Raw genomic sequence first — 16,202 nt, 5'->3', positions numbered from 1 at the left:
CGTGCTCACGCAGAACCGCGATGATCTGCTCTTCCGTAAACCGCTTTCTCTTCATCAGTCCGTCCTTCAATCGAGGCCGGACTCTAATCTCAGATGGAGGAAATTACCCGTGGCAGGTCAAAAGGTCTCAAGATCACAGCCGAAGTCGACTACTTGCATCTTGGTGAAGATTCCGTCACGAATTTCACCAATGCCGACAAGGAAAACAGCATCGGCGGCATCCTCCGCTTCCAGCGCTCGTTCTGATCAAACGACGATCTCGCAAGGACGGCCCGTAGCGATACGCTACGGGCCGTTTCGGTTTGCAGCGGATAGGTCGCTCATCTTGATTTCGCCATCCAACCGGTGACAAGCTCTCGTCATGGAATGGCGAGACGAGGGAATCATTCTCGGCACCCGCAAGCATGGCGAAACCAGCGCCATTCTCGAGGTGATGACACGTGCGCATGGCCGCCATCTCGGTCTCGTGCGCGGCGGCCGTTCGCGCAAACAGCAGCCTGTCTTGCAGCCCGGCAATCGCGTCGACCTGTTGTGGCGGGCGCGGCTCGACGAGCATCTCGGCACCTTCCAGGTCGAGGCCATCGAGATGAACGCCGCCCGGCTGATGGACAGCGCCGTTGCCGTCTACGGCCTGCAGACGATGGCCGCGCATTTGCGTCTTCTGCCTGAGCGCGACGCCCATGGCGGCCTTTACGAGACGCTTGCGGTGATGATCGCTCATCTCGGCGATGCCGATGCCGCCGGCGAGCTGGTGGCCCGCTTCGAGCTGCTGGTCCTCGACGAACTCGGCTTCGGCCTCGATCTCAGCCAGTGTGCGGCGACCGGCACGAGGCAGGATCTTGCCTATGTCTCGCCGAAATCCGGCCGCGCCGTGTCGCGGGCGGCGGGCGCGCCGTGGCGCGACAAGATGCTGGCGCTGCCTGCCTTCCTGCAGCGCGGCTCCGGGCTGCGCGCCGATCCGGCGGCGATCGAGGACGCCTTCCGGCTGACCGGCTTCTTTTTGACCCGCCATGTCTACGAGCCGCGCGGCATCGAGCCTCCCGGCGCCCGCGCCGGGTTTCTCGCTGCCTTGCGCAGGCATCATCCACCCGGCCTTGAATCCGGCAAGGCAAGCGCCGGGGAAGCCGCCACCGGGGAAACCACCAGATGAGCGAAGTTGAACCTGATCCAGGCAACGTTTCGCCGCTCGGCCTTGGCACCATTCCGCAGGTGGGCGAGGCCTATGCCACGGCCGAGTTCAAGTGAATTTGACGCGGCCGATCACGCCAAGGACGGGCGAGGTGGTGTGCGAGGGCAAAGTGGTGCACAAGGGCCGCACGCTGGCGGTTTCGGAAGCGGCGCTGAAGGACGCGAATGGCAAGCTGCTGGCTTTCGGCACCGAAACATGCTCGATCTTTCCGGCGGCCAATCTGGCGGCACGTTGAATGGACCGGCCGTTTGGCCGCCGCATTTGAATGTCACTGAACATTGAATGTCAGTGACAACTGGCCTGGTTTGGGGGAACCGCCATGTTTGAAAGCCTGATTGGCCTCGTCGCCATCATCGCGCTGTTCGTCATCATTTCACGCCAGCAGAGCCGCATCGGCCTGATCGAGCGCGAGCTTGGCGCCTTGCGCAGCCTTGTGCTTTCAGGCGCGCCTGTGCTGCCGCCGCAAGCCAAGGAACCGGCTGCAAACGACAGCAAACCGGCGGACGGCGCAATCCCGCCGGCGGCCGCAGCCGACATGGCCGCATCGCCAGGGACCGCAGCGGTCGTGTCAGCCACAGAGGCCGATGCCGATACGACGGCGCCGTCCGCACCGGAGTCGGCGCAACCGGCGGCAGCGGCGAAAGCCGCCCGCCAATCCGACGTCGAAACGGCGCTCGGTACCCGCTGGGCGGTATGGGTTGGCGGCATCGCGCTGGCGCTGGGCGGCCTGTTCCTGATCCGCTACACCATCGAGGCCGGCATTTTCGGGCCACGCGTGCGGCTTGCCATGGCGGCGGCACTCGGGCTGGTGCTGGTCGCCGGCGGCGAGTTCATCCGGCGCACCGGCTTCAGGGTGCCGGTGCAAGGTGCCGCCGGTGCCTATATCCCGGCGATCCTGACGGCGGCCGGCGCCTTCATCCTGTTCGGTACCGTCTACGCCGCGTACAGCATTTACGGCTTCATCGGCCCGACTCTCGCTTTCACGCTGCTCGGCGCCATCGGCGTGGCGACGATCGCGGCAAGCCTGGTCCACGGTCAGGCGCTGGCCGGCGTCGGCCTGCTCGGTGCCATGGTGACGCCGCTGCTGGTCGCCTCGCAGGCGCCCAACCCGTGGGCGCTGTTTGGCTATCTGGCGATCGTGCTCGCCGCCACCGGCGTCATCGCCCGCATCCGCGACTGGAGGCTTTTGATGGCCGCAGCCTTCGTCGCCACGGGCATCTGGACCATCTTCTACATGACCGACGCGCCGGGGGCGAAGCTTTCCGTCATCCTCTTTATCGACGTGGTGACACTGGCCGTGCTCGCCTTCGTCTGGCTCGGCCGTCGCGGCGAAGCGGTCGCCGGCAGCGGCTTCGATTGGCCGTCGATCGCGCCGGGCTTCTTCGTCGCTCTTTCAGCGCTGGCCCTGTTCGTCGATCCGGTCTTTGCCGCCGCCGGCGATGCCTTGCAGGGCGCAGCCCTTGTCGCAGCCCTGGTGGCGGTGGCGCTCTATCGGCCGCGGGCGCTGGCACTGCTGCACGCCGCCGGGCTGGCGACGGTGCTGGTCTATCTCGGCATCATTCCGCCGACCACGGTCGCCGTCGATTCTTCGGGCGGCGCTCTCGGTGTCGATGGCGTGCCGGTTGTGGCGTCCGATGCCTTGATGCTCAGGATCGGCATCGCGCTGGGCCTGGTCTTCATCGGCGCCGGCTTTTGGGCGGCGCGCCGTTTTGCGGCCCCTGGCTGGCTGCGCGCCGCCGCATGGGCGGCCTGGAGCGCTGTCGCGCCACTGGTCATCCTGCTGGCGCTCTGGTCTACCTTCGGCAATCTCGACCGTGACCTTGCTTATGCGGCGGTCGCAGCCGTTTTGGTCGGAGTCTTCGTCGCCGGCGGCGAGTGGATAGCGCGCGGCGAAGCGCCGCCGCTAACCGGCGGCGCTGCCGTCTCCTTCGCGCTCGGCGGGGCGGCGGTTGCCGGCCTGCTAATGCTGCACATGGCCTTTGGTTCGGGCTGGACAACCATCTTGCTCGGAGCAGCCGCCGTCGTGCCGGCGCTGGCAACGCGCTGGCGTAGCTATCCGGTGCTTGGCTGGATTTCGGTTGGTGCGGTGATTGCAGTGCTCGGCCGCGTCGCCTTCGACCCGACCATCGTCGGTGCCGAGTTCCTGTCGAAGACGCCGGTGTTCAACTGGCTGCTGCTTGGATATGGCGTGCCGGCGCTCGCCTTCGGCTTTGCCGCCTGGCAACTCGCCCGCACCACCAATGGCCGGCCGCGCCTCGCCATGGAGGCCGGCGCCGCGCTGTTTTGCCTGCTCACCGTCGCCATGCTGGTGCGCCATGTCATGCATGGCGGCGTCATCGATACGGCTGCTGCGACGCTTGCCGAACAGGCGATCTACACGCTGATCGCCATCGGTGCGGGTGCCATCCTGGTCGCCATAGACATGCGCTCGCCAAGTTCGGTGCTGCGCTACGGCTCGATTGCAGCGGGCGTGGTCTCGGTCGCTTTCATCGTCCTCCAGCATTTTCTGGCGCTGAACCCGTTGCTGACGGATGAATCGACCGGCAGCATTCCGGTGTTCAACCTTCTGTTCCTCGCCTACCTCTTGCCGGCGGTTGCGGCAGGCGCACTGGCACTCTATGCCCGTGACAAGCGGCCGCAATGGTATGCGGCGATGCTGGCGGTGGTGGCGGCGGTGCTCGCTTTTGCCTATGCCACGCTGTCGGTCAGGCGCCTGTTCAAGGGCGAGTTCATCGGGCTTTGGAGCGGTCTCGGCCAGCTCGAGACTTATACTTATTCGGCACTGTGGCTGGTCATCGGCGTGGTGCTGCTCACCGCCGGTGTCTGGCTGAAGTCGCAGGTGCTGCGCATAGCGTCGGCGGCGCTGATCTCGGTCGCCGTGCTCAAAGTCTTCATCTTCGACATGTCCGAACTGGAAGGCGTGTTGCGGGCGCTGTCCTTCATCGGCCTCGGCGCGGTGCTCATCGGCATCGGCTTGTTCTATCAGCGTCTGCTGACAAGAGCAGCGAAAGGGACGTGAGGTCAAGTTGCATGAATATTCAAGATGGAATATATGAATATTCCAAAGGAGATATTCAGTTGCCTCTCTATATCCGCGACGACGAGGTGGATGCGCTGGCCGCAAAACTGCAGCGTGAGACCAACGCCCCGAGCAAGACGGAAGCAGTGCGGACCGCGCTTTTGCACGAGCTCGAGCGCAACCGCGCCCGCAAGCCCCTGCGCGACAGAATTGCGGCGCTACAGGCCAGGTATGCTGCGTTGGGGCCGCCCGATCCCAACTTCGACATGAAGGCGTTCACCGACGAGATGTGGGAAGATTGATGTTCGTCGATGCGTCGGTCATCGTCGCCATTCTCGCCAAGGAACCGGGTTGGGCGGAATTGCTCAAGCGAATCTCTGGTGCCGGCAGTCCGCTGCATATTTCCGCGCTTGTTCGGCTCGAGGCGACACTTACCCTTGGACGCATAAACGCCGTTTCCAAAAAGCCGACGCCCGAATTGCTGGCCGTGGCGCGCGATCTAGTCGATTCGTTCATTGTCGAAATCAGTGCCCGCAATGTACCTATCGACGAGGACATCGGCGCGCGCGCTATCGACGCGAGCATCCGCTACGGCAAGGCGGTCGGTCATCCGGCCGATCTCAATTTTGGCGATTGCTTCGCCTACGCCTGCGCAAAGGCCCTAGATCTTCCGTTGCTCTACAAGGGCGACGATTTTCTTCAGACGGATCTGGCGTAACCGGCGTTTTGACAATCGGATGCAAGCCGGGAATAAACCTGCCTTGGGCGGCGTTATTCAGTTGCTTGGGTGACCGGGGCGGCGGACCGCTTCGCGCTGGCCGCTTGCGCCGCGCTGCAAAGGCGCGTTCAATCACCACGGACAGGGGCCCCAGAACCAGCGGTCATGGACGAAAAGAAGGCAGCAATCCTTGGAGAAATACCGCGTCTGCGCCGCTATGCACGCTCGCTGTTGCGCGACCGCGATTCCGCCGACGATCTCGTCCAGGACTGTCTCGAGCGGGCGCTTGTGCGGCTCGACAATTGGCAGACAGGAGAAAGCCCCAGGAGGTGGCTGTTTACGATCATGCACCATTTGTTCATCGACCAGATGCGCAAGGTGAACCGGCGCGGCGAGGCGGCGATGCTGCCGCTCGAGGCAAGCGAGGCGCAGGCAGCACCCGCCGAGCAGGTCGAGAGCATCGCCTCGCGCGAGATCGTCGACGCGCTGCAGGCGATCAGCCCTGACCGGCGCGCGGCACTTGTGATGGTCGCCATCGAAGGGTTTTCCTATGCCGAAGCCGCCAACATCCTTGGGGTTCCCGCCGGCACCTTGATGTCCCGCATCGCGCGCGGGCGTGAGGAACTGCGCGCGCTGCTGGATGATACCGCGCGCCGCCGCTCGATAAGGATCGTCTAGAAATGAGCCGGCGCGATTTCTCCGAACGCGACATCCACATGGCTCTCGATGGCGAGTTGCCGGGCGACGAGCGGACGGCCTATGAGGCATGGCTCGAGGCCAATGCCGAGATGAAGGCCAAGAGCGCACGCTACGCCGCCGACCGGGCAGCGTTGCGCGCAGCCTTTAACGGCGTGCTGGACGAACCCGTCCCGGTGCGGCTGAGCAAGGTGGTGCTTGGCGAGGCGCCGGTGGTCAGAGCGGCGGCGTCGCGCTCGCGTTGGTGGCTTGCGGCCGCCGCTGCCGCCATCCTGGTGATTGGCGGCACTGGCGGCTACCTTGCCGGCATCGGCCGCCTCGGCCTGGAAAACACGGCCGAAGACCAGCTTGCCGAAGAGGCGATCGCCGCCCATGTCATCTATGCCGCCGAAAAGCGGCATGCGGTGGAAGTGCCGGCAAGCGACAAGGATCATTTGCAGAGCTGGTTGTCGAACCAGGTGGGTTTGAAGCTCGTCGCGCCGGATCTGGCGGCGCAGGGATTCCAACTGGTCGGTGGCCGGCTGCTGCCTGCCGGCCAGGGCAAGGCCGCGATGCTGCTTTACGAGGACGACAAAGGGGAGCGCATATCGCTCTTCGTCACCGCCGAATCGGCGGCCAAGGCCAAGGGCACTTATGGGTCGGAGGAAGATGGTCCTGCGGCTGTCTACTGGCTGGACAAGGGTTATGGCTGCGCCGTCGTCGGCTCGCTGCCGCGCGAGCGGCTGGCCGCGGTGGCCAAGAGCGCCTATGGCCAGCTTCTGGCGGGCTTGGAAAGCTGAGCAGGCGCTTGTTTTTCCGGAGCCGCGCCGATGCCGAAACACGAAGGTCGTTCAAAGCCTTTCCGCGGACCTGCCTGCCGTCAAAACTGTCACAATTCGGCCCTAATCGAGGTGCGATAGCGCTTGCTGAATACTGGCACTTCGGCTGGTGTGACCGATGTTTAGACTAGGGCCGTTTCCACAACCCAATCGAGGTTTTCTGAGCCCGCATGCCTGCCGAGATTCGCAAGGCCCGCGCGTCCGACGTCGATGACCTCGCCGCCATCGAAAAAGCCGTTTTCTCGAGCGATCGCATTTCTCGCCGTTCCTTTCGCCAACTGATCGAACGCGACACCGCCGAACTGCTGGTTGGCGAAAGCGATGGCCGTGTCGCCGGCTATGCAGTCGTACTGTTTCGCAAGGGCAGCGGCGTCGCGCGGCTTTATTCGATCGCCGTCGGTCCATTTTTCGGCGGCCGTGGCGTTGGCCGGCTGCTGCTGGAAGAGGCCGAAGCCGCCGCTTTCGTGCACGGCCGCATGATGCTTCGTTTGGAAGTCCGCGAGGACAACCCGCGCGCGATCCAGATCTACGAGCAGAGCGGCTACCGCAAGATCGGCCGCGAACCGGACTATTACGAGGATGGCGCCACGGCGCTGCGCTACGAAAAGACCTTGCGCGGCGACATTCCGGTCGCCACCGAAGTGCCGTTTTATCAGCAGACTTGCGAGTTCACCTGCGGACCATGCTGCCTGATGATGGCGATGGCTTACTTCGGCCCCGGATTCGTGCCGGACCCGGTGATGGAAATCCGGCTGTGGCGTGAGGCGACGACCGTTTTCATGATGTCGGGGCCGGGCGGCTGCGAACCGTTCGGGCTGGCCGTCGCCGGCTATGAGAGCGGGCTTGCTGCTGAGATCTATGTCTCCTTCTACGGCGCGCTGTTCCTGCAGTCGGTGCGCAGCGAGGACAAGCGCCGGGTCATGGAGCTGGCGCAGGTCGACTTTCGCCGCCGCGCGGAACTTTACCGCATCCCGGTGAATTACCGTTCATTCGGGCTTGACGACATTCGCACCGCGATCGCAGAGGGAAAACTGGTACTGGTCCTGATCAGCGGCTTCCTGATGTTCGGCAAGAAGGTTCCGCACTGGGTATTGGCCATCGGTGACGATGGCGATCATATCCTGATCCACGACCCCTGGGTCGAGGACGAGCGGCAGGAGACGATCCTCGATGCTGCCAACATTCCCGTGCCTTACGGCATCTTCATGAACATGGCGCAATTCGGCCGCGACGGATTGCGCGCCGCCATCACTCTCGGAAAGCGCGACAGCCAATGACCTGGGTCATCCTTACCGGCCGGCAGAACGATCTCGACCAGGTGGCGACGCCGCACAAGATCATCACCAATCGCGACTACCTTGCCCATCCGGCACTGTTTCGCGGTCAGCGGCCGAAGGTCATCAACCTGTCGAACAATTACGGCTACCAGAGCCGCGGCTATTACGCTTCGCTGCTCGCAGGTTCGCGTGGCCACAAGGTCATCCCGACTGTCGAGACGATGATCGATCTGTCGGAGCGCAAGCTCTACGAGCACGCGTTGCCGGAACTCGAACTCGCACTCAACAAGTGCCGCAAGGACCTGGGCGGCGCTTTCCCGCAGAAGGTCTGCATCTTCTTCGGCATCGGACCGTCCAGGATATGGGATCGCTTCGCCAAACTGCTGTTCGACTGGTTCCGTGCCCCGGCGCTCGAGGTCCACATCAGGGACAGCGCCGAATGGGCCTCGATCCGCAAGATCGGCTTCCATCCCCTGGCCAGGATGACCGAGGACGAGGAAACGCACTTTCTCCAGTGCCTGGAGACCTACACCAACCGCGAGTGGCGCGACACCAAGGGCCGCACGCCGGCGCGCTACACTTTCGCCACGCTGGTCGATCCGCATGAGGAACTGCCGCCGTCGGAGATTTCGTCGCTGCGCCACTGGGCAAAGATCGCCGAAAAGATGGGCGTCGAAATCGAGCCGATCACCAAGCGGGATCTGGCCAAACTCGCCAACTACGACGCGCTGTTCATCCGCGAGACCACCTCGATCTCCAACCACACCTACCGCTTTGCCCGCCGCGCCCAGCAGGAAGGCATGCCGGTCATCGACGATCCGCTGTCGATGATCCGCTGCACCAACAAGGTCTATCTCAACGAGCTGATGACCTACAACAAGGTACCGGTGCCGCCGACGGTGATGATTGCCGGCATCTCGGATCTGGAAGTTGCGGCGCAGACGCTGGGCTTCCCCCTGGTGCTGAAGATCCCGGACTCCTCGTTTTCGCGCGGCGTCAAGAAATGCGGCACCTTCGAAGAGTTGAAGACGCTCGCAACCGAATGGCTGGAGGATTCCGACCTCCTGATCGCGCAAAAATTCATTCCGACGGAATATGATTGGCGCGTCGGTGTCCTCGGCGGCCAACCTTTGTTTGCCGTCCATTATCTGATGGCCAAGAAACATTGGCAGATCGTCAATCATAAGGCCAACGGCAAGCCCGACCAGGGCGGCATCAAGACCTTCACCCTGAAGGAAGCGCCGGCCCACGTCGTCGAGACGGCGGTCAGTGCGGCGCGCTGCATTGGCGACGGCCTCTACGGCGTCGACCTCAAAGAAACCAGGGACGGCGTCTTCGTCATCGAGGTCAACGATAACCCCAACCTCGACCACGGCTGGGAAGACTCCGGCGAAAAAGACGAGGTCTGGGTGCGGCTGACGCAGTGGTTCCTGGAGCGGTTGGACCGGCCGGGCCGATGACATCCGAATTGAGGGGAAAAGATGCTGTTCTTCGTAACCGAGGATTTTCGCGGCTGCGACCGTAAGGAGATCTACCGCCGTTTCCGCGACCAGGGCCGCCTGAAGCCGGACGCGCTTCTCGTGCACCACAGCTGGATCGCAGCGGATATGAGCCGCTGCTTCCTGCTGGTGGAGGCCGATGACGTCACGCTCCTGCAGCGGTGGGTCATCGAATGGGCGGATCTGGTCGAATTCGAGATCGTTCCCGTGGCGACGAACAAGGATATGGTGGAGGCATTGAGCGGACATCTCTGACCCGCGCGCGCTTCGACGAGATATATCCAGACATTGTATTGATAGCAGATCTCCAGGCTGAGCCGATGACTGGCTCGCCCGGCTGTCGCACTTAGCCAGACTGCCTGATCGTCGCGCTCGACTTCAGCAGCCGATTAATGTCCGACGCTTTTGACGGCACCCCGATCAAATAGCCCTGGGCCTCGACGCAGCCCTCCTTTTTCAGGAATTCAAACTGCGCTTCGGTCTCGACACCTTCGGCGGTGACGGTGATGCCCAGCTGTGCGCCAAGCCCGATGATGGTGCGCACGATAGCCGCGGTATCGCGGCTGTCGATATCGCTGATGAAGGAACGATCGATCTTGATCTTGTCGACGGGAAAGCGCCTGAGGTAGCCCAGCGAGGAATAGCCGGTGCCGAAATCGTCCAGCGCGATGCGGACACCCAGATCGCGTAGCTGCCTGAGTGTCTTGAGCACCAGATCGCTCTCGTCCATCAGCACCGTTTCGGTGATTTCCAGTTCAAGCCGGTTGGCCGGCACGCCCGAGAACGCCAGTGCCGAAATGACGCTGCGGGCAAAGGTACCGCTTTTGATCTGCACGGCGGAGACATTGACTGCGATGCGCCAAAGCGCCCAGCCTGCCGCGGTCGTGCAGGCTTTTCGCAGCGCCCATTCTCCAAGCGGCACGATAAGCCCAGTCTCCTCGGCGGCCGGAATGAAGTCGTCCGGCCGCACCAGGCCGCGCACCGGCGAACGCCAGCGCATCAAGGCTTCGGCGCCGACGATTTCGCCGGAGGCGATGTTCATGATCGGCTGGAAATCCAGCTCGAATTCGCGGCGCGACAGCGCTGCCCTGAGATCGATTTCGAACGCCCGGCGTGCCCGCACCATCGCGTCCATGGCTGGTTCGAAGAAGCGGTAGAGGTTGCGCCCTTCGCTCTTTGCCCGATAGAGCGCCATATCCGCGTTTTTCAGCAACGTGTCGGCGTCCTTGCCGTCATTCGGAAACAGCGCGATGCCGAGACTGATGCCGACGCGCATGTCGTGTCTTTTGTCGCGAAACGGCTTTCCAATGATCTCGACGATGCGTTTGGCCAGCTTTTCCGCGTCGCCCGGGCTTTTGAGATTGAACTGGATGATGACGAATTCGTCGCCGCCGAAGCGGGAGACAACGTCCGTTTCATTGCGCAGGCACCGTTGCAGCCGTTCGGCCACGCATTTCAGCAGCCAGTCGCCGGCGGGGTGTCCCCAACTATCATTGACTGCCTTGAAGTGATCGAGGTCGAGCGAGAATATCGCCAGCGATCCGTCTGTCGTCTCGCTGAGGGCTTGGTCCAGCCGTTCGCGAAGCATCGAGCGATTGGGCAGGTTGGTCAGTGTGTCGTGGTGCGCAAGATGGGTCATGCGCTCTTCCACACGCCTGCGCTCGGTGACGTCGTCGAACGTCGCGACCCAGCCGCCGCCGCTCATCGGGCGGCGCGCAACCAGCAGTGTTCTGCCGTCAGCGAGATGGCGATGCGTTACGTGTGTTTTCCCCGCCCGCAGGCAGGCTTCGATTTGCGAGATTTCGCTGTCGGGGTCGAGCTTTGTATAAATGCCCAGTTCCAGCAGCCGCTTGAACGCATCATGGTGACTCATGCCAAGCGGGAAGTCGGCCGGCCTGACATGATAAAGTTCCAGGAAACGTTCGTTGCGCACGATCAGCTTGCCGTCCGCATCGTACATCAAAAGGCCTTGCGACATGTTGGCAAGTGCCGCGTCGAAACGGCGGTGCTGCTCCTTCAACTCCTGCTCGGCGCGCCGTTGCTCGGTGATGTCCTCGTAGATCGAGACCCAACCACCTGACGCCAGCGGCCGGTGCGAAATGTTGACGATGCGCCCGTCTGCAAGCGATTCCTCATAGGTGGAAGGTTTTGCCTGGTCGATATAGGGCTTGCGGATCGCATAGAGTTGCTCAGCGCTTTGCGAGGCGATGCCGATATCCACGCTGTGCTGGAGGATGTCGAAAAACCGGATGCCGGGTCGCACCACTTCGGCGTCGAGGCGAAAGACGCTGATGTAGTTCCTGTTGCAGATGATCATCCGTTCATCGGCATCGAACATGCACAGGCCATGTGACATGTTCTCGACCGCTGCCGAAAAACGCTCGTTCTGTTCGCGCAGCTCGTCGTCGATCTGTCGCGGCAGACCAACGCCTTTGGCCCTCCGTCGGCGGACGGATGAACCAGCCTTGATACCGGCAACGGGCATGAGGCAAGCCTATGGACCATGGTTAACCACGGCACTGTTGTCCCTGCCGGTTAATTTACCGTTTTCAGCCGGCTGGAACGGCAGTCTGGCGTCGCGACTTTTCGATCGCCGCAAAGCGTTTGAGAAAGGCATTCTGCGCCCAAGTCACCGAGCGCGGCGTCACGTCGAAGCGCTCGGCATTGAAGCCGCGCGGCCTGCCGAAGAACTCCGTCGCCTCTGCCGTCGAAAAACCAGCAAGCAGCGTTGCTTCGAAATAAGCGGCGATCTGATCCGCTCGCTTGATCTCCTTGCGCAGTCCCGCGTCGAGCTCGGCCGGCAGTGAAAAGCGCAGATGGATGGCGCGCTGCAGCCTGATCTCGCAATCCCTGTAGCTGCCGCCCATCACGGATTTGAACGGCGAGATCATGTCGCCTATGACATATTCCGGCGCGTCGTGCAGCAGCGCCGCCAACCGCATATCGGCGTCGGCATCCGGCATCAGCTCACCGACAAGCGTTTCGACCAGCAGTGAATGCTGGGCGACCGAAAAGGCGTGGTCGCCTCTGGTCTGGCCGTTCCAGCGTGCGACGCGGGCAAGGCCATGGGCAATATCGGAGATCTCGATGTCGAGCGGCGAGGGGTCGAGCAGATCGAGCCGTCGCCCGGACAGCATGCGCTGCCAGGCGCGCGGCGGCGCCCCGACGCGATCGGCCGCCATCAGGCGTCCTCCGCGCCGACGGCTTCGTGCGGAAAGCTGAATTTCGCCCAGGACGGGATGGCGAGCGACACGGCGACGTCGTCAGCCAGGATCGGCAGGCCGGCGTCGAGTGCTGCCTTGACCCGGTCGATGCGGGTAATGGCAAGGCCTGTCGTGCCGGCGGTCGAGCCAAGCGTGCCGACCGGTCGCCCCTCCACCGTCAACTCTGCGCCCGAGGCGGGCAGGGAGCGTTCAGCCGAGACGATCAACACCCGGCGCCTGGCAGTGCCGCGATGCTGCATACGCGAGACGACCTCCTGGCCGACATAGCAGCCCTTCTTGAAGCCGACGCCGCCGATCTCGTCGAGCAGCACGTCATGCGGAAACGCATCGCCGAGCTGGTAGTCCGCGCCGCTTTCGGCAATGCCATGGGCAATGCGAACGGCTTGCCATGCGGCAAGGTCGCCTCCTTCTGCGGTGCCATCATAGAAGCGCTTGACGATAGCATCGACGAACCGCGCATCCGCAAACGGCGCTGCTTCAAATTGCGAGGCGGTTGAATCGCTTTCCCATAGAACGGTCACAACCGGCTGATCCAGCTTGGCAATTTGGACTTTGGCGCGCAACTTGTAGAGCGTCAGCCGGCGCATGAAATCGTCAGCGGTCTCGGCACGGCACTCAAGGCGGAAAGCATTTTCGCCGGCGCGCGAGATCAGGAAGTCAAAAAGGATCTTGCCTTGCGGCGTCAGCAGCGCGCCGGGCTTTGCTTCGCTGCTACCGAGCGCGTCGAGGTCGGTGGTCAGGATGTTCTGCAAAAAGTGCTCGGCATCCGGCCCCGACACGGAAACGAGTGCGCGATCTCTGAGCGAGGCAAAGGGCATGGTGGGAAAACGAGCCTGAGCTTGCAAAACTATCGGCCATTACGTAAGCCGCTGGCACTTCCCCCGCAAGAGACCGGATCCGCATGGCCCCCATCTACGATCTCATCCTGACAGGCGGCATCGTGGTCAACCATGACGGCGAGGGTTTTCGCGACGTTGGCATCAATGGTGGGCGCATCGCTGCCATCGGCGACCTTCGCCAGGCGTCGGCGGGCGAGACGATCGACTGCCGCGGGCTGCACATCCTGCCGGGCATCGTCGACAGCCAGGTGCATTTCCGTGAGCCGGGCCTGGAGCACAAGGAAGATCTGGAGACAGGCTCGCGGGCAGCGGTGCTCGGCGGCGTCACCGCCGTCTTCGAGATGCCGAACACCAATCCGCTGACCACCAGCGAGGCAACCCTTGCCGACAAGGTGCGGCGTGCCACCGGCCGCATGCATTGCGACTTTGCCTTCTGGGTCGGCGGCACCCGCGACAATGCGAACGACGCCGGCGATCTCGAGCGGCTGCCGGGTGCGGCCGGCATAAAAGTGTTCATGGGCTCGTCCACCGGCGACCTGCTCGTCGAGGACGATGAAGGCGTTGCCTCGATCCTGAGGAACACACGCCGCCGCGCCGCCTTTCACTCTGAGGACGAGTTCCGGCTGCGCGAGCGGCTTGGCGAGCGCACCGCGGGCGATCCGTCCTCACATCCGGTGTGGCGCGACGAGATCGCTGCGTTGCGCTGCACGGAGCGCCTTGTGCGCATCGCGCGCCAGGTCCGCGCCCGGATCCATGTGCTGCACATCTCGACCGCCGAGGAGATAGGCTTCCTCGAACAGCACAAGGATGTCGCGACCTGCGAGGCGACGCCGCATCATCTGACGCTGAGCGCCGATGATTATGCGCAGTTGGGCACCCTGATCCAGATGAACCCGCCGGTACGCGCCACGCGCCATCGCGACGGGGTTTGGCAGGGCATTGCGCAGGGCGTTGTCGACGTGCTCGGCTCCGACCATGCGCCGCACACGCTGGCCGAGAAGGCGAAACCTTATCCGGCGTCGCCGTCCGGCATGACCGGCGTGCAGACCCTGGTGCCGATCATGCTGGACCATGTCAACGCCGGCCGGCTCACCTTGCAGCGCTTTGTCGACCTGACCAGCCATGGCCCGCAACGCATCTTCGGCATCGCCAGGAAAGGCCGAATTGCCGCCGGCTACGATGCCGATTTCACCATTGTCGATCTGAAGCGCCACGAGACCATCGCCAACGCCCAGCAAGGTTCCAAGGCCGGCTGGACGCCTTATGACGGCAGGCAGGTGACCGGCTGGCCGGTCGGCACTATCGTTCGGGGCCGGCGCGTGATGTGGGAAGGCGAGATTGCCACGCCAGGCCAAGGCAGGGCGGTGGAGTTTTCCGAGGCGTTGGCGCGCTAGGCTCTCTGCCTCGATAAGGGCCAGGCTAGACCACTCAATCCCCGGCGACGAAGAACGTCCATTGCCCGGTCGGCGTGATGCCGACTCGGTAGAAGATGTAGGCACCGAACTGCTTCATGTTGTCATAGTCGCTGGCGGTGACGATCTTGAACAACTCGACCCGCTGCCTGGCATCGAGCTTGTCCAGCGGCAGGGCGAAAAAATACGGCCAGACGTACAGATCCTGCGGAGTGCCTGCATCGACGTGGACATAGCCGGCATTGAGCACCTCTTCCAGGATGGCGAGGATTTCCTGGCCTTCCGTGTCGCCCGAAAGGCCTTTCAGGAAGGCGATCGGGTCGCCCTCCATGTCGCCCAGCGACAATTGGGTCATCATGTCGCCCGTGCCGATCAGCGGCCGCAGTCTTTCGATGTCGCCGCTCTTGCACGCCTCGACGATCAGATCGTGCATGCGCCTGACCGGTTCTGGCAACTTGGCAAGGTCGTAGACGACTTCGGGCACAGGCGCGTCCGGATCGACATGCGGATTGGCCATCCCGCCATCGTCCGCTGGCCCTTTCGGCTCGGTTTGCTCTGGCTCGTCGGACGGAGTCGGCTGGCTGGCTGCAGGTGGCGTCGTGCCGAGCGGGCCGGGCATCGGCACGGTACTTCCGGGCGGCGACATGTCGCCGTCGGGCGGCGGTGTGACCGGCGAAGGCAGGTCTTCGCGCTTGATCTCGCTGAGGGCGTGAGCGGGACTACTCGCAAGAAACAGTGCAAGGGGAATCGTGGCGCAGGAAGCAGTAAGCCAAATGCTGAGGACCAGGCCGCGCGGCTTGCCTGATATCGAAAAATTCACCGCCTGCAACTCCCTGGTTCCAGCCCATCCATGTGCCCGAACACGATGTCCGGCGGCGCGCCGTCGTCAAAGAACCGGGGTCAGTGCCGCAGCCTTTCGGGCTCGAAGGCCCCGGCAATCACCTTTTCACGCATGCGATCGAGCAGGGCAAGCGCCGAGGTCTCGCCGTTGGTGCGCAGCATTTCGCCGAATGCCGTTTCGAGGGCTGCCTCGGCGATGATTTCCGGCTCGATCCCGGCCGACAATCCTTCTGCCCAGGCTTCGCTGTGGCTTTCCACGGCGGTCAGGCGCTTTTCTTCCCTGACCAGCGCGTCGATGTCGTTGACGCCATGTTCCATTGCGATGTCCACCCTTTCAAGCGGTGATCCGTTGGATAGGGATCAAGCTTGAGTTGTCCCTTTTACACGCAGGCGCAGTAAGTATTTGTAATGCGACATTTTTTTGGTCGTTTTCTACAAATTCCGTCGCATCCAGCAAACCTGCGTCCGATCCGTTTCAAACTTAGCCGATTAGGCCGGCCAAGGGGACGGAAACCTTCAGTTTGAGTTAATTTCACATTCGCGCGCTAACGTTTCGTTAACATAGTTGCAAAAGTGCAACATCAGGTTTGCACCAAGGCCTCACTCGAGGCAAGCGGAGAAGTGTCGAACGCGTCCGCCACCCACAGCGCCGGCGCTTGATGCCGGTTTGC

Annotated in this window: 17 protein-coding genes; 12 read left to right on the top strand and 5 right to left on the bottom strand. The window is 63.1% G+C overall.

Features of this window, described 5'->3' with window-relative positions:
• Positions 1–93 precede the first annotated feature (93 nt).
• The 11 genes from NKH13_RS06980 (at position 94) to NKH13_RS06930 (ending at position 9,471) form a co-directional block, all read left to right on the top strand.
• The gene (locus NKH13_RS06980) at positions 94–246 is read left to right on the top strand and encodes a hypothetical protein (RefSeq protein WP_352911591.1); all 153 of its coding nucleotides are present in this window, start codon (positions 94–96) and stop codon (positions 244–246) included.
• Between the two features lie 115 nt (positions 247–361).
• Complete coding sequence (recO, locus tag NKH13_RS06975; protein WP_352911590.1) at positions 362–1,150, top strand: DNA repair protein RecO; 789 nt, start codon at positions 362–364, stop codon at positions 1,148–1,150.
• A gap of 91 nt (positions 1,151–1,241) precedes the next feature.
• Positions 1,242–1,424 carry a PaaI family thioesterase gene (locus NKH13_RS06970; protein WP_352911588.1) on the top strand — a complete coding sequence of 61 codons (183 nt, stop codon included), beginning with the start codon at positions 1,242–1,244 and terminating at the stop codon, positions 1,422–1,424.
• Positions 1,425–1,508: 84 nt separating this feature from the next.
• Positions 1,509–4,208, top strand: a complete 2,700-nt coding sequence (locus NKH13_RS06965) for a DUF2339 domain-containing protein (RefSeq protein ID WP_352911585.1) — start codon at positions 1,509–1,511, stop codon at positions 4,206–4,208.
• A gap of 59 nt (positions 4,209–4,267) precedes the next feature.
• The gene (locus NKH13_RS06960; protein ID WP_292658021.1) at positions 4,268–4,510 is read left to right on the top strand and encodes a type II toxin-antitoxin system VapB family antitoxin; all 243 of its coding nucleotides are present in this window, start codon (positions 4,268–4,270) and stop codon (positions 4,508–4,510) included.
• On the top strand, positions 4,510–4,926 hold the full coding sequence (locus NKH13_RS06955; RefSeq protein ID WP_352911583.1) for a type II toxin-antitoxin system VapC family toxin: 417 nt from the start codon (positions 4,510–4,512) through the stop codon (positions 4,924–4,926). Before NKH13_RS06960 ends, NKH13_RS06955 begins: the two co-directional genes overlap by 1 nt.
• Positions 4,927–5,091: 165 nt before the next feature.
• A complete protein-coding gene (locus NKH13_RS06950) occupies positions 5,092–5,604 on the top strand; it encodes a sigma-70 family RNA polymerase sigma factor (RefSeq protein ID WP_292657948.1) in 513 nt (170 codons plus the stop codon).
• Positions 5,605–5,606: 2 nt separating this feature from the next.
• The gene (locus NKH13_RS06945; RefSeq protein WP_352911580.1) at positions 5,607–6,401 is read left to right on the top strand and encodes an anti-sigma factor family protein; all 795 of its coding nucleotides are present in this window, start codon (positions 5,607–5,609) and stop codon (positions 6,399–6,401) included.
• Positions 6,402–6,610: 209 nt separating this feature from the next.
• A complete protein-coding gene (locus NKH13_RS06940; RefSeq protein WP_352911577.1) occupies positions 6,611–7,717 on the top strand; it encodes a peptidase C39 family protein in 1,107 nt (368 codons plus the stop codon).
• Positions 7,714–9,177 (top strand): RimK family ATP-grasp domain-containing protein, encoded by a 1,464-nt coding sequence (locus NKH13_RS06935; protein ID WP_023719872.1) that lies wholly within the window; start codon positions 7,714–7,716, stop codon positions 9,175–9,177. Before NKH13_RS06940 ends, NKH13_RS06935 begins: the two co-directional genes overlap by 4 nt.
• A gap of 21 nt (positions 9,178–9,198) precedes the next feature.
• On the top strand, positions 9,199–9,471 hold the full coding sequence (locus NKH13_RS06930; protein WP_023719871.1) for a DUF3303 domain-containing protein: 273 nt from the start codon (positions 9,199–9,201) through the stop codon (positions 9,469–9,471).
• Positions 9,472–9,562: 91 nt separating this feature from the next.
• Here NKH13_RS06930 and NKH13_RS06925 read toward each other — a convergent pair whose 3' ends face one another.
• The 3 genes from NKH13_RS06925 to ygfZ form a co-directional block, all read right to left on the bottom strand.
• Positions 9,563–11,701 carry a putative bifunctional diguanylate cyclase/phosphodiesterase gene (locus NKH13_RS06925; RefSeq protein ID WP_352911574.1) on the bottom strand — a complete coding sequence of 713 codons (2,139 nt, stop codon included), beginning with the start codon at positions 11,699–11,701 and terminating at the stop codon, positions 9,563–9,565.
• 64 nt (positions 11,702–11,765) lie between these two features.
• Positions 11,766–12,398 carry an HD domain-containing protein gene (locus NKH13_RS06920; RefSeq protein WP_352911572.1) on the bottom strand — a complete coding sequence of 211 codons (633 nt, stop codon included), beginning with the start codon at positions 12,396–12,398 and terminating at the stop codon, positions 11,766–11,768.
• The gene (gene ygfZ, locus NKH13_RS06915; RefSeq protein WP_352911570.1) at positions 12,398–13,258 is read right to left on the bottom strand and encodes a CAF17-like 4Fe-4S cluster assembly/insertion protein YgfZ; all 861 of its coding nucleotides are present in this window, start codon (positions 13,256–13,258) and stop codon (positions 12,398–12,400) included. The genes NKH13_RS06920 and ygfZ overlap by 1 nt, the downstream gene beginning before the upstream one ends.
• Positions 13,259–13,341: 83 nt before the next feature.
• On the opposite strand from ygfZ, the gene NKH13_RS06910 reads away from it, so the two are divergent.
• Complete coding sequence (locus NKH13_RS06910; RefSeq protein WP_352911569.1) at positions 13,342–14,673, top strand: dihydroorotase; 1,332 nt, start codon at positions 13,342–13,344, stop codon at positions 14,671–14,673.
• A gap of 34 nt (positions 14,674–14,707) precedes the next feature.
• On the opposite strand, the gene NKH13_RS06905 is transcribed toward NKH13_RS06910, so the two are convergent.
• Both NKH13_RS06905 and NKH13_RS06900 read right to left on the bottom strand, forming a co-directional pair.
• Complete coding sequence (locus NKH13_RS06905; protein ID WP_352911567.1) at positions 14,708–15,511, bottom strand: hypothetical protein; 804 nt, start codon at positions 15,509–15,511, stop codon at positions 14,708–14,710.
• Between the two features lie 80 nt (positions 15,512–15,591).
• Positions 15,592–15,849, bottom strand: a complete 258-nt coding sequence (locus NKH13_RS06900; protein ID WP_023677749.1) for a hypothetical protein — start codon at positions 15,847–15,849, stop codon at positions 15,592–15,594.
• Positions 15,850–16,202 lie beyond the last annotated feature (353 nt).

It is taken from the genome of Mesorhizobium sp. M1348 (assembly GCF_040317925.1).
Classification (GTDB): domain Bacteria; phylum Pseudomonadota; class Alphaproteobacteria; order Rhizobiales; family Rhizobiaceae; genus Mesorhizobium.
Note: the sequence above shows the minus strand (reverse complement) of the source record. Positions and strands in the feature narration are given on the sequence as shown.

Coding starts and splice junctions, on each gene's coding strand:
- NKH13_RS06950 (WP_292657948.1), top strand. CDS start 5,092: ATGGACGAAAAGAAGGCAGCAATCCTTGGAGAAATACCGCGTCTGCGC.
- NKH13_RS06955 (WP_352911583.1), top strand. CDS start 4,510: ATGTTCGTCGATGCGTCGGTCATCGTCGCCATTCTCGCCAAGGAACCG.
- NKH13_RS06925 (WP_352911574.1), bottom strand. CDS start 11,701: ATGCCCGTTGCCGGTATCAAGGCTGGTTCATCCGTCCGCCGACGGAGG.
- NKH13_RS06965 (WP_352911585.1), top strand. CDS start 1,509: ATGTTTGAAAGCCTGATTGGCCTCGTCGCCATCATCGCGCTGTTCGTC.
- NKH13_RS06940 (WP_352911577.1), top strand. CDS start 6,611: ATGCCTGCCGAGATTCGCAAGGCCCGCGCGTCCGACGTCGATGACCTC.
- NKH13_RS06945 (WP_352911580.1), top strand. CDS start 5,607: ATGAGCCGGCGCGATTTCTCCGAACGCGACATCCACATGGCTCTCGAT.
- NKH13_RS06935 (WP_023719872.1), top strand. CDS start 7,714: ATGACCTGGGTCATCCTTACCGGCCGGCAGAACGATCTCGACCAGGTG.
- ygfZ (WP_352911570.1), bottom strand. CDS start 13,258: ATGCCCTTTGCCTCGCTCAGAGATCGCGCACTCGTTTCCGTGTCGGGG.
- NKH13_RS06920 (WP_352911572.1), bottom strand. CDS start 12,398: ATGGCGGCCGATCGCGTCGGGGCGCCGCCGCGCGCCTGGCAGCGCATG.
- NKH13_RS06930 (WP_023719871.1), top strand. CDS start 9,199: ATGCTGTTCTTCGTAACCGAGGATTTTCGCGGCTGCGACCGTAAGGAG.
- recO (WP_352911590.1), top strand. CDS start 362: ATGGAATGGCGAGACGAGGGAATCATTCTCGGCACCCGCAAGCATGGC.
- NKH13_RS06900 (WP_023677749.1), bottom strand. CDS start 15,849: ATGGAACATGGCGTCAACGACATCGACGCGCTGGTCAGGGAAGAAAAG.
- NKH13_RS06980 (WP_352911591.1), top strand. CDS start 94: ATGGAGGAAATTACCCGTGGCAGGTCAAAAGGTCTCAAGATCACAGCC.
- NKH13_RS06910 (WP_352911569.1), top strand. CDS start 13,342: ATGGCCCCCATCTACGATCTCATCCTGACAGGCGGCATCGTGGTCAAC.